At 65.4% G+C, this 11,706-nt stretch carries 17 protein-coding genes and 1 tRNA gene; 9 read left to right on the top strand and 9 right to left on the bottom strand.

Going from position 1 to position 11,706, the window contains the following annotated elements:
• The first annotated feature begins 5 nt into the window (after positions 1–5).
• From V8246_RS13945 to V8246_RS13935, 3 genes are all read left to right on the top strand, one after another.
• Positions 6–1,118: a homoserine O-acetyltransferase gene (locus V8246_RS13945; protein ID WP_336189734.1), complete on the top strand. Its 1,113-nt coding sequence runs from the start codon at positions 6–8 to the stop codon at positions 1,116–1,118.
• Positions 1,119–1,513: 395 nt separating this feature from the next.
• Positions 1,514–2,101: a cysteine dioxygenase family protein gene (locus V8246_RS13940; RefSeq protein ID WP_162108477.1), complete on the top strand. Its 588-nt coding sequence runs from the start codon at positions 1,514–1,516 to the stop codon at positions 2,099–2,101.
• A 59-nt stretch (positions 2,102–2,160) separates the two neighbouring features.
• Positions 2,161–2,246: transfer RNA gene (locus V8246_RS13935), tRNA-Leu, on the top strand.
• Between the two features lie 350 nt (positions 2,247–2,596).
• Here the strand turns inward: V8246_RS13935 and V8246_RS13930 are convergent.
• From V8246_RS13930 to V8246_RS13900, 7 genes are all read right to left on the bottom strand, one after another.
• Positions 2,597–3,364, bottom strand: a complete 768-nt coding sequence (locus V8246_RS13930; RefSeq protein WP_336189733.1) for an abortive infection family protein — start codon at positions 3,362–3,364, stop codon at positions 2,597–2,599.
• Between the two features lie 4 nt (positions 3,365–3,368).
• A complete protein-coding gene (locus tag V8246_RS13925; protein ID WP_336189731.1) occupies positions 3,369–4,292 on the bottom strand; it encodes a hypothetical protein in 924 nt (307 codons plus the stop codon).
• Between the two features lie 3 nt (positions 4,293–4,295).
• Positions 4,296–4,943, bottom strand: a complete 648-nt coding sequence (locus V8246_RS13920; RefSeq protein WP_336189730.1) for a DUF2026 family protein — start codon at positions 4,941–4,943, stop codon at positions 4,296–4,298.
• Positions 4,944–5,017: 74 nt separating this feature from the next.
• Positions 5,018–5,239, bottom strand: a complete 222-nt coding sequence (locus V8246_RS13915; protein WP_336189729.1) for a hypothetical protein — start codon at positions 5,237–5,239, stop codon at positions 5,018–5,020.
• 83 nt (positions 5,240–5,322) lie between these two features.
• The gene (locus V8246_RS13910; RefSeq protein WP_336189728.1) at positions 5,323–5,700 is read right to left on the bottom strand and encodes a hypothetical protein; all 378 of its coding nucleotides are present in this window, start codon (positions 5,698–5,700) and stop codon (positions 5,323–5,325) included.
• Between the two features lie 262 nt (positions 5,701–5,962).
• The gene (locus tag V8246_RS13905; protein WP_336189727.1) at positions 5,963–6,208 is read right to left on the bottom strand and encodes a hypothetical protein; all 246 of its coding nucleotides are present in this window, start codon (positions 6,206–6,208) and stop codon (positions 5,963–5,965) included.
• Complete coding sequence (locus tag V8246_RS13900; protein WP_336189726.1) at positions 6,205–6,516, bottom strand: hypothetical protein; 312 nt, start codon at positions 6,514–6,516, stop codon at positions 6,205–6,207. Before V8246_RS13900 ends, V8246_RS13905 begins: the two co-directional genes overlap by 4 nt.
• A gap of 314 nt (positions 6,517–6,830) precedes the next feature.
• Between V8246_RS13900 and V8246_RS13895 the strand changes: the two genes are divergently transcribed.
• Entirely contained in the window at positions 6,831–7,277 is a 447-nt protein-coding gene (locus V8246_RS13895) for a fasciclin domain-containing protein (RefSeq protein WP_336189724.1), read from the top strand.
• A gap of 294 nt (positions 7,278–7,571) precedes the next feature.
• Entirely contained in the window at positions 7,572–7,973 is a 402-nt protein-coding gene (arr, locus tag V8246_RS13890; RefSeq protein WP_336189723.1) for an NAD(+)--rifampin ADP-ribosyltransferase, read from the top strand.
• Between the two features lie 128 nt (positions 7,974–8,101).
• Here the strand turns inward: arr and V8246_RS13885 are convergent, their stop codons facing one another.
• Both V8246_RS13885 and V8246_RS13880 read right to left on the bottom strand, forming a co-directional pair.
• A complete protein-coding gene (locus V8246_RS13885; RefSeq protein WP_336189722.1) occupies positions 8,102–8,440 on the bottom strand; it encodes a YciI family protein in 339 nt (112 codons plus the stop codon).
• A gap of 74 nt (positions 8,441–8,514) precedes the next feature.
• Positions 8,515–9,129 (bottom strand): hypothetical protein, encoded by a 615-nt coding sequence (locus V8246_RS13880; RefSeq protein WP_336189721.1) that lies wholly within the window; start codon positions 9,127–9,129, stop codon positions 8,515–8,517.
• Between V8246_RS13880 and V8246_RS13875 the strand changes: the two genes are divergently transcribed.
• From V8246_RS13875 to V8246_RS13860, 4 genes are all read left to right on the top strand, one after another.
• Positions 9,128–10,162, top strand: a complete 1,035-nt coding sequence (locus tag V8246_RS13875; protein WP_336189720.1) for a nitronate monooxygenase — start codon at positions 9,128–9,130, stop codon at positions 10,160–10,162. The genes V8246_RS13880 and V8246_RS13875 overlap by 2 nt on opposite strands.
• 145 nt (positions 10,163–10,307) lie before the next feature.
• Positions 10,308–10,532 (top strand): hypothetical protein, encoded by a 225-nt coding sequence (locus V8246_RS13870; protein ID WP_162108492.1) that lies wholly within the window; start codon positions 10,308–10,310, stop codon positions 10,530–10,532.
• Positions 10,529–11,035, top strand: coding sequence for a nuclear transport factor 2 family protein (locus V8246_RS13865; protein WP_336189718.1), 507 nt, complete (start codon positions 10,529–10,531; stop codon positions 11,033–11,035). The genes V8246_RS13870 and V8246_RS13865 overlap by 4 nt, the downstream gene beginning before the upstream one ends.
• 98 nt (positions 11,036–11,133) lie before the next feature.
• Complete coding sequence (locus V8246_RS13860) at positions 11,134–11,706, top strand: hypothetical protein (RefSeq protein ID WP_336189717.1); 573 nt, start codon at positions 11,134–11,136, stop codon at positions 11,704–11,706.

Below are 11,706 nucleotides of genomic sequence, written 5' to 3'. Positions count from 1 at the left end.
CCGCGATGACCGAATTCATCCCTCCCGGCACCCGCTTCCATCCCCTGCCCTCGCCGTTCCGCATGAAGCGTGGTGGCGCGCTGCATGGGGCGCGGGTGGCGTACGAAACCTGGGGCACGTTGAACGAACGCCGCGACAATGCGGTGCTGATCGTCACCGGCCTGTCGCCGGATGCGCATGCCGCGCGCACGCCCGGCAATCCGGCCGACGGCTGGTGGGAGCCGATGCTGGGCCCGGGCAAGCCGATCGACACCGACCGCTGGTTCGTGGTCTGCGTGAACTCGCTGGGCAGCTGCAAGGGTTCCACCGGCCCGGCCTCGGTGAATCCCGATACCGGCGCGCTGTATCGCCTGGACTTCCCCGAGCTGTCGGTGGAAGACGGCGCCAACGCGGCTTTCGACGTGGTGCGCGGGCTGGGCATCGAGCAGTTGGCCTGCATCATCGGCAATTCGATGGGCGGCATGACCGCGCTGGCCTACCTGCTGCTGCATCCGGGCGCGGCGCGCACGCACATCAACATCTCGGGCAGTGCGCAGGCGCTGCCGTTCTCCATCGCCATCCGTTCGCTGCAGCGCGAGGCGATCCGGCTGGACCCCCAATGGAACGGGGGCCAGTACGACGATGAGACGTATCCGGAATCGGGCATGCGCATGGCGCGCAAGCTGGGCGTGATCACCTACCGCTCGGCGCTGGAATGGGATGGCCGCTTCGGCCGGGTGCGGCTGGAGTCCGACCGCCCGGACGAGGAGCCGTTTGGCCTGGAGTTCCAGGTGGAGAGTTATCTGGAAGGCCATGCGCGCCGCTTCGTGCGCCGCTTCGACCCCAACTGCTATCTCTATCTCAGCCGGTCGATGGACTGGTTCGACCTGGCCGAGTATGCGGACGGGGATGTCATGCAGGGGCTGGCGAAGATCCGCGTGCAGCGGGCGCTGGCCATCGGGGCGGCCACCGACATCCTGTTCCCGCTGCAGCAGCAGCAGCAGATCGCCGAGGGCCTGGCCGCGGGCGGTGCGCAGGCGGAGTTCCTGCCGCTGGAGTCGCCGCAGGGCCACGATGCGTTCCTGGTGGACTACGACCGCTTCGGCCCGGCGGTGGCGAGGTTCCTGGCGGGCATCTGAGTCTCCGCTGTTCCCTTCTCCCTCCGGGAGAAGCGCCTGCCCCGTACTCGATACGGGGTGGCGCGCAGTGCCGGATGAGGGTGTGCGAGCCATAAAGCTGTTCCCTTCTCCCTGCGAGGCGGAGAACGCGCCGAAGACGGATGAGGGTGGGGAGACCTCGACGCTGTTCCTTCTCCCCGCGAGGCGGGGAGAAGGTGCCCGGAGGGCGGATGAGGGGCGAGCCCGGTATCGCCCCGGTGCCGATGCGTTCCCTCTCCGTTCCCCCCTCACCCGCCCGTTGGGCACCCTCTCCCCGCCGCTGGCGGGGCGAGGGAACGGCCAACCCTCCCGCACCGCAAAACCCCGTCCGCGCCCACCCGGCTAAACTGGGCACACATTCTTACCGGGGCCGTCCCATGACCCTCGATTTTCCGGGCGCCGACAAGCTGGTCGCCTCGCTGGATGCCGCCGTCGCGCTGGGCGACGACCGTGCCGTCACCGATGCGCTGCGCAAGTCGCTGTGCGAACTGATCTGCGATGAGGAGGTCAGCCTGCCGGCCTGTGTGCTGGAGCCGATCTCGGACCATTACGCGCGCCGTGAGCTGTACACCAGTCCGGAGCATGGCTACAGCGTGATCGCGATGACGTGGGGCCCGGGCCAGGGCACCAAGATCCACGATCATTCGGGCATGTGGTGCGTGGAGGGGGTGTGGCGGGGGCGGCTGGAGATCACGCAGTACGAGCTGGCCGAGCGGGATGACGTGCGGTATCGGTTCGTGCCGGCGGGCACCATCGAGGCGGGCACGGGGTCGGCGGGCAGTCTGATCCCGCCGCACGAGTACCACACCATCCGCAATCCCAGCGACAAGGCCATCGCGGTGAGCCTGCACGTGTACCAGCGCACGATGGTCCGCTGCGGGATCTTCACGCCGGAAGACGAGGCCGGTGGCGGGGGCTGGCAGCGGCGCGGTGAGCGGCTGCTGGGCACCGATCAGGTCAACTGAGGGGCTGTGGGGCACCGGCCTGTCGGCGGGGGGCCGGCTCGGCTATACTTCGCGTCCGCGCCGGAGTGGCGGAACGGTAGACGCAGCGGACTCAAAATCCGCCGCCCTTAAAAGCGTGTGGGTTCGAGTCCCACCTCCGGCACCACGATCAGACCCTGGACCTCCAGGGTTTTTTCGTTTGTGGGGAACGTGCGTTGTCAGTACGCCATTGACCTTCCCTAATGAACAGAAGCCGGCCATTGGTTTGATCCGACTAGTTCTTCTGAAGCTACCCTTTCCCGGTAGCGACCGGGGTTCGAAGCCCTGCGGGGACGCCAACTAAAACATCCTTTAAATCAGCGGGTTACGGAATCTTTCGCGCAAGCGGACTTTCCGTTTTTGGAACTTCGGAAACGGATCGGTAACTCTCCCTGCTTCCGCGCGTGGCGGCGCCCAGCGGATCGTCGGGACGGGTCGGCGGAGGCCCGAGTGCGCGGGCGGCAGATCGTCGGCCCGCTAAACCTTCGCGTTGAGGTAGTGGAGCAGCGTCCGCGTGACGTTCACCATCAGCATTGCCTCCGCCTCATCCAGCAGATTGTCGTTGGGGTGCGCGACCGACGCATGATTCCGGATCGTGTTGAGCGCATCAACGACGTTGGAGAGCGAGTTAAGCACCCGCACAATGTCTTTGTCTTGGCTGCCGAGGTGCTGGAACTTCGGGTGGCTGGCGCGCAGCAGCTTGAATAGCTGAGTGAGGGATGCTTGGTCATCGACGGCTAGCCCAGCGCGAACAGCCAAGTCCTTCAAATACCCGTGGAGCGCGGTATGCAAGCGGTCGATGCAGCTGATGGGGCCGCTCTTCGCTAGCAGATGGTCCGCGTCTGCCAGTGCGCGCTCGACGACTTGCGACGCCGTGATGCTGCCGGACGGCATTGTCGGCACATGCGACTCGATCAGTCCCAGCTCATGCAGCAATTCCGGAGCGTCATTCTCCAGCGCAAACCGAATCTTCTTCCGCTTGAGAAGCGCCTCAATGGCAGCCGTGTTGTGATCTGCAAAGTATCGGAGCGCTTGGAAGACGCAAGCACCATAATCTTCATCGCCGAAATACAGGCTCCGCATGAGGCGCTGGTGCCCGGTAATGTAGTCGTGCTCGCCGGTTTCATAACCCAATTCTTCCCAATCAGTTTGAGTAAACTGGTCTGAAACCGCACGTTGCAAGGCGAGCATCAGCTTGCCGGATATGTTTGGGTCTCGCAAAGCGTCGCGAATATTCAAGGTCATGTACTCAACTGGGAAGGTCGCGCAGGAACGTCGCAAACGAGCGGCTGTCAGCGCTGCTAGTGGCGAACCTCGTGAGTTGCTGGATGTTCTGCCGCGTCAGCAAACGCCTTCTGGCAGCAACCACATTGCGAAGGTGCTCAAGGTTCGCGTCAAGCTCCCCACCTACCTTCGACAGCTCCCGGAGCTGTTTGTCCGGCAGGCTCTCAATGTCAGCTTCCGAAAGGGCTGCTAGAAGCGGCTCAATGCTCCCGATGATCTCCCGCAACCCATTGCTAGGGGCAAGCGCGGGGAATCCATCAAGCTGTCCCACGCGATCCTCTACAACAAATGGGACGTTCCGACGCAGGTGCTCAAGACCCTTGACGTCCACCGCTGCGGATCGTTCTTCGCGCTCTTTCTTGGTCGCTGCGCGCTCAATTATGAGGGAGCCATCGCCGCGCCGTACTGCTTGCCGAACCGCGTTAATGATCGGCGTCGGAAGAGCGGTTGATTTGCCGATGAGCTGATTAACGCGAGTATTGATCCATGCTGCGCCGTGCTGTTCTGTCTTGATGGTGGCGACTTCGGTTGAGATGGTGGGAAGCCGATTCCGCAGCTCGCCTAAGAACTCGCGGTTCTGCTGCGCCCTGACAGCGGCAAGGAAGACGCGGCTCATCTGAGTGAACTCTACATCGAAGTGCTTCTTGCCACAGATGCGCCCGATATTTGTCACTCTGCCGTCTGCAGCAGCAACAAGGAATCCGTTGCCGTGGGGCTGATGACAGGTCGAAAGGCCACATGGGATCAAGGCACCGAACGTGTAGCTGCCAATGATCTCTTTAAGCTTGACCGTCTTGGGGTCTATGTCCGCAGTGAATCCTGGGACAGACTCGATGTCATCCCAAGAAGCAATGCGGACAAGCCCCCGTTCGCTGTTGAGTGTGATCATGACTTACCAAGATCCCGAAATCCGGGGCGCGCTCAAGGTCAGCTTGTGCACTTCACCGAGGTCATTCAAAAGACTCAGGTCATCCAACTTCTTTGGGTATTTCTTGAACCAACGGTCAACCACCTTCAAAAGATCTACGTTTCCATCTCGATCAAATAGTGAATCAACAAGCTCGTCAGTCAGCTCAATGTTGGGCATCGTGAAGTAATCACCGGGCACGTGCAGTTTTTCGATTGACTCTGCTTCGGCAGACAACGGGCGCTGAAACATCTTGCGCGGCACCGCGCTGGGATAGCCCTTGCCCGCAATGGATTCGTTGAAGATAGGTGCCATGAAGTCAATCACATGCGTTTTTGTCTGAACCCACATATGGAACCCATCTCGATCAGACGTGACCATGCCATCTTCGTTCTTCGCAATGCTGATGACCGAAGGCGTCGGATCAGTACACAGCAAGAAAGCACCTGCTACCGCGCGAGCTGGAATCTTGTAGTGCTTGCTAAGGATCAGCGCCCCGGCGGCAGAAAAAAACATGCACGCGAATGGCGTGTTTGCTCTTCCTTCAAGAACGGAATAGATGATTTCGTAGATGCGGTTGTATTCGGGCAGCGTGAGCTGGAGCTTCGGCGAAGTCGCCTTGTCCTTGGCCATGTCGTCTTGTCCCCTGGTCGTGCCGCCCCCTGCGGCAGCAATTAAGTATTGGGGCGTGCTGGGGCGGACTCAAGTCACCCCTCCCAGACGAACTTGAGCGCAGTCGCCCATTGTTGCTGCAAACACCCATAGCGGATCAAGTCCGCCCCGTGGTCCGGGCCGGTCGTGTCCACGTCCTCAATGCGCTTGGCGTCACGGGCCAGCACCGGCACCGTGCCCCAGAAGTACCGGCAACGGCGGGCGATGTAAAGGCCGGGGCGGTCCGGCTTCCCGGCATGGGACAGGAGGCGGCGCATCCGGTTCCACCCGCTCACGAGATAAGTCCAATAGGCTGGGCTTTGCGGGCTCGACCCAACCTATCGCGCTTGGATTCCCTGCTTCATACATGAGTTAAGGATTTCACTGCGGCGCCAATCGTATCGGGATCCGGATCAACAACGACGACATCCTCGGTGTACATGAACGCTTTGTACTTCAGATCCGAATCCATTCGGGTGACACGGACGCGGCCATCATCAAGCTCAACCATGACGGACCGCGTTGCACCAACGAAACTCTTCTCGCTCTTGAAGCCAAGCATCTTCCCCGCGACACTCGCCTTGGAGTTTGCGAAAAACCCTTTCACTGCTCCTCCCGAACGCGACAGAGCGTCCAGCACCAGTTTTCCAATCTCTCTGGTCTCCACCGTTTCGATGGCATCGGAAACATGGCAGACCTGCCAGAATCCCTCCGGCATCTTGGTCGAAGCGGCGAACATGTATCGTCCACCTGAAAAATATACGCTTGCGGTCCTGGTAATCATCTGACCTCAACAACTCAGAAGTGACATTCTTACCGAAGTCGTGACGAGGCCGGCTGCGCCATCCTCGAAACATCGTTGTGATTTCGTCTGGGCCACGGTTGCCTAAGATGCCCGCTTTGACATCGCGGCGCACCGAAATCTCGACGAAGGGTAGACCGGCTCCGCCTTTGACAACCGCTTCGCTCCACCCATCCCAGGCGCTACCAGCCTGGAGGCTTCATACGCGCGACATGTCCGGCCAGTCCGGATGATGGGTGGAGGCATACCACTGCTGCGCTCTGGATAGCGCCTCGGGCTTGCTCAGATCGGCCTTGGCGAAGAAGAACCAGCGCACATCCCCGGCGCGGCCCTGCTGCTCGTGCACAAGACGATAGGCATTGAGGCGCGAATCCGTGTCGGGGTCCAGCCGGCCGCCGACGTACTCCACGCTCTGCGGCGAGATCACCAGCGAAATGCTGTTCATAGCCGCACAGCCTGCAGTCCCTCCTTCCACTGCACGGCCACGACACGCCGCGGCGACGGCGCCACCTGCCTGCGTGATCCGGGGCGCCCGGACCAGAAGTGATACTCATCCCTGACGTGCTCGCTCACGTGCGTGACCATGCGGTGCGCGAAGGAGGCCTGCGCGACCACCCGCAGCGGCTCAGGCAGATCGGCAGGAATGGGCCAACCCTCGTTCTCGGCGCATTGCACCGCCTGCTTCTGCAGGTCCTGGGTGATTCCCGGAAACGGGGACTGGCTCGAGACGACGCGATGTCGCTTGATGTTCATGAGACGGCTCCAACCCTTGTGCGACCCGGCACATTGCGGGCGCGGCAGGTAACCGGCATCGGAGTTCCGCGTAACCGCACGCTAGCACGTGCGTGGGCGGCCCCGGAGACATTCGGACGAACGGAGCTCACACGGCAGTAACAACGGAAAGCGCACGGTAGTGGCGTTACGGTGCAATACCGTATCGGCTGCTCAGCCGCGCAACACCTCCTCCTACTCTCCGCATTGAGCTTGCGCCTGGCATCTCGCCCGGCCACGGCCCTGGCCGTCCGCTCGACCCGCACTGGGTCCACTCCGCAGGAATTCCCATGCAAATGCAACAGAAAGAAGGCCTCGCCCAACAGAGCCTGGTGGGTACGCTGAAGAGCAACACATCCTTCTCCACCTTCATCAACGCCATCGACAAGGCAGGGCTGACCGCGTCATTGGATGGCACCGAGCAGTACACCCTGTTCGCGCCGACCGATGAGGCGTTCTCCGCGCTGCCTGCCGGCACGCTGGATCGCCTGCTGCAACCCGCCAACAAGGATGAACTGGCGTCACTGGTCAACTACCACCTCGTCAGCGGTCGCAAGACCACGGCCGATGTCGGCAAATGGCAGTCGGCACGCACGGTGCAGGGACAGGCCGCCCCCATCAAGGTCGCCGAAGGAACACTGAGCGTAGGTGGCGCTCGCGTCACCCGTCCGGACATCATGGCCCGCAATGGCGTGATCCACGGCATCGACAAGGTGAACATTCCGGAAGCCAAACCTCACTGAGGGGTGGTTGCAACGGAATGCCGGCGGCGGGGAGAAATCCCCGCCGTTTTCTTATGCATCAACGCTTCCGAGGAAGGCGCCCACGGCTCACGCATCGCCGGGCCGCGCCGCAGGATGGGGAGAGCCGCAGGCCGGATCTCGCATGCAAGATCGCAATCCGCGCACAAAAAAAGGGAGGCGCGCCGCGCCTCCCACCACGAATTTATATAACGCCCCGGGGCTTGCGGCAAGGCCCGCTTCGGGTTGCAGTATCGCCGGCCTGCCGCTGCGGCAGGCCACCGGAACACCACCCCCATGCGCGATACCGAGATCTACTACCACGGCACCAAGGCCAGGCTGGCGCCCGGCGACCTGATCGCCGCGGGCTACACCTCCAACTTCGGCAAGCGCCGCGTCGCCCGATACGTCTACCTCACCGCCCTGCTGGAAGCCGCCACCTGGGGCGCGGAACTGGCTGTCGGCGAAGGCCGTGGACACATCTACATCGTCGAACCGACCGGCCCGTTCGAGGACGACCCCAACCTCACCAACCAGCGCTTCCCCGGCAATCCCACCCGCTCGTACCGCATGCGCGACCCCCTGCGCGTGGTCGCCGAAGTGAAGGGCTGGATCGGCCACACGCCCGAACAGCTCAGCACCATGCGCACGCGCCTGGCGGAACTGGACCGCCAAGGCGTGGAAGCCATCGAAGACTGAGGCGCCGCCGCCTGCGCACATCGCCACTGGCGAACGGAATGAAGCCCGACATCGGCGCCGACACCGGCATCCGATGTCGGGCTTCACCGGCCCCGGCTTCGCGCGTGATCCGTCTCGTGTGCGCCGGCCTACGAGGCCGGATCGAATCCGAACACGCGCAGTTCCTGATCGCAGCGGCAGGCCTTGGCAAGCCGCGCCGCCCAGGCGATCGCCTCCTCGCGCGAGGGCAGTTCCAGCACGGTGAAGCCGCCGGTAAGCGGCGGCGCCCACGGATAGCCGCCTTCCGCCACCGTACCGTCCGCCGACACGCGCACCGGCGGTTCGCGTTCGTCGATGCCGCCACCGAAGACGTAGACGCCCGCGGCCTTCGCCTGCTCGATGACCGCGTGCGAATCACGGCCCGCCGCGTCCAGTTCGGCCCCGGTGGCGACCATCGCGGCACTGGGAAAGGAGATCAGGTATTTCATTCGGCGTCCTCTGCTGGCGGATCGAAGGATGACGGTACGGGGGCATCATGTGGCAGCCCGGACTGCCGGCGACGCTAGGGTCTGAGCCAGTGCAGCATGTCCGGATAGCGGCCGCCGGCATCCTCATCGGCGGGCGGGCCGGCCACCGTCATCCCACAGCCCGCGAGTCCCGCGCTGCCCGGATACACGCCCATCGAGAACGTGGCGATCAGCGCCTCCGCATGGCCGTGGTAACCGCCGGGGTGGAACAGCACCGCCGCGTCCAGGCCGATCTTCACGCAGGCGGCGTACGCCCAGGCGGTCGCTTCGGCTTCGCCACCGTGGGCGGGCTCGTCCTGCGTGGCCAGCGCGTCGGACAGCGCGGTACGCGAGGCGACGGGCGTCACCGCGATGTGGCCCGCCTCGTGCAGCAGGTCACCCGGCCATTGCAGACGCTGACGGTCGAACACCAGCGTGCCGTGGTGGATGCGGACACCCGGCAGGAAACAATCGTCCGGGAGGCTGCCCTCCGTCACCGGAAGGCCTATCCCGCGCAGAAAGGCCACGATCCTGTCCGTCGCCCCTGTCTGGTCTTCCGCCTGCACGATGATGCTCCCCGACGCCGCCGCGCACGATGATATCGGCAGGCACGCGTGGACCGTGCACACGACGTTCCAGGCCGTGCCACCACCCGCGTAAGCTGTCGCCATGACGACGCTCGCCTCGCTGCTGGGCACCGCCCTTCCGCTGATCCAGGCCCCCATGGCCGGCGCGCAGGACGAAGCGCTGGCGATCGCCGTGGCCCGCGCCGGTGGCCTGGGATCGCTGCCCTGCGAGCTGCTGGACCCCGCACGGCTGGAAGCCGCGCTGCAGGCCTTCGCCGCGCTGCCGCAGCCGATCAACCTCAACTTCTTCTGCCACACCCTGGCCGAACCCGATCCCGGCGCGGAACAGCGCTGGCGGCAGGTCCTGGCGCCGTACTACGACGAATACGGCATCGCCCCGCCCGCGCCGTCCACCGCGGGCGCACGCCGTCCGCTGGATGCGGCGACGGTGGATCTGCTGGCAGCGTTCCGTCCGCGCATCGTCAGCTTCCACTTCGGCCTGCCCGATGCCGCGCTGCTGGCGCGCATCAAGGCCTGGGGTGCGGTGGTGCTGTCCTCGGCGACGACGGTGGAGGAAGGCCTGTGGCTGCAGCGCCATGGCGTGGATGCGGTGATCGCGCAGGGCATCGAAGCCGGCGGCCACCGTGGCCATTTCCTGTCCGACGACCTGTCGCGGCAGCCGACCACGCACGCGCTGGTGACCGCGCTGGCGCGGACGCTGACCGTGCCGGTGATCGCCGCGGGCGGCGTGGGCGACCACGGCGACGTGCGCAGGCTGCTGGACGCAGGCGCCAGTGCGGTGCAGGCCGGCACGGCCTATCTGCTGTGCCCGGAGGCTACCCCCTCGCCCGTCCATCGCGCCGCGCTGGTGCAGCCCGCGCGCGAGGCCGCGCTGACCAACCTGTTCAGCGGCCGGCCCGCGCGCGGTCTGGTCAACCGGTTGATGCGCGAACTGGGTCCGCTGTCGGACCGGGCGCCCGCCTTCCCCTGGGCATCGCAGGCGCTGGCGCCGCTGCGCGCCGCCGCCGAGGCGCGCGGCCGCGACGACTTCTCGCCACTGTGGTCCGGCGCCCGGCCCGGCACGCTGGCCGGCCTGGATGCCGCGCAGGTGACACGCCGCCTGCTGGGCGTGGACTGAGTACACGACCCGGGGCGGCGGGATTCGCGCGGGCTGCGGCGGGTTGGATCCGCGCCAGCGGGGTTTCGTCGCACGTCCGTTGCCGAGGAGGCGCGCAGGATCGACGCTGTCGCCCTTCGATCTCTCGTGCCCGAGGACCTGGAACATGAAAACCCTGATCGCGTTGCTGGCCTGGTGCCTGCTGTTCGTCCTGTGCTGGCCGCTCGCCCTGCTGGCGCTGGTGGCCTGGCCGCTGGTCTGGCTGCTGTCGCTGCCGTTCCGGCTGGTTGGCATCACCTGCTCGGCGCTGTTCGCGTTCCTGCGTGCGCTGCTGATGCTGCCGGCGCGCCTGCTGGGCGGGCGTCCGCAGGCACCGCTGGTGTCGGCATGACCCGGGCCCGTTCGCGCCTGGCGACGGCCGCGCTGACCGGCCTGATGGGCAGCGTGCTGCTGTTCGGCGCGGTGGAATCCGCCGCCGCGGCCGAGCGTTCGCCCGAGCAGCTCACGCAGGTGATCGACGGGCTGGACACCGCGGTCTTCGATGCGTTCAACAGCTGTGCCGATCCTGCCCGACTGGCGGAACACGCGGCCTACTTCGACCCGGCGGTGGAGTTCTACCACGACAACGGCGGCGTCACCTGGACACGCGATGAGATGATCGAGCGCACGCGCGCCAACGTGTGCGGGAACTACCGGCGCGAGCGCGTGCCGGGCACGCTGAAGGTCTTCCCGATCAAGGATTTCGGCGCCATCGCGCAGGGCACGCACCGTTTCTGCCCGATGGGGTCGACGGCCTGTGCGGGCGAAGCGGACTTCGTGATGGTGTGGCGCGAGCGCGACGGCCAGTGGCAGGTCACGCGCGTGCTGAGCTTTGCGCACCGCCCGGCGCCCTGAGCCCGGACTTCGCCCCCGCTTCACACAGGCCCCGTCACCGCGCCATGCCGGCGTCGGATGCTGCATGCCGGCACTCCCGCCGACCTCCGGATCCGACCATGAACCACGCCGTCCTTCCTCCCGTGGCACCTTGGGTGCGCGTCCTGCGTCCGCTGGCATGGGGTGGTGCACTGGTGCTGCTGGCAGCGCCCTGGGGGGCCATGCGGTTCACCGACCAGGTGGCCTGGAGCGGCGGTGATTTCGCCGTGTTCGGCGCGCTGCTGCTGTTCGCCTGCCTCGCGTTCGAGGCCATGGTGCGCACGGCGCGTGTGCCGCGCCACCTGGCGGCAAGCGTGCTGGCGATCGGCACGGCGTTCCTGCTGGTATGGGCGAACCTGGCGGTCGGCATCGTCGAGGAACCTGACCATCCGGCGAACCTGATGTTCGCGGCGGTGCTGCTGGCAGGGGTGGTGGGCGCCGCGATGGCGCGCCTGCATGCGCGCGGGATGGCGCATGTGCTGCTGCTCATGGCTTGCCTGCAGATGGCGGCGGGAGCCATCGCCGTGTCGATGGACACGCAGACACCGCCGTTGTTCCTGCTGGCGCTGACCGCCGTCTGCTCGGCGGCCTGGCTGCTGTCGGCCTGGCTGTACCACGCGGCCGCGGCGCGACCTGCGGGCGGCGAGCGCTGA

It is taken from the genome of Pseudoxanthomonas sp. F11 (genome assembly GCF_037046485.1).
Classification (GTDB): domain Bacteria; phylum Pseudomonadota; class Gammaproteobacteria; order Xanthomonadales; family Xanthomonadaceae; genus Pseudoxanthomonas_A.
This window is presented reverse-complemented; position numbering and strand designations above follow the sequence as displayed.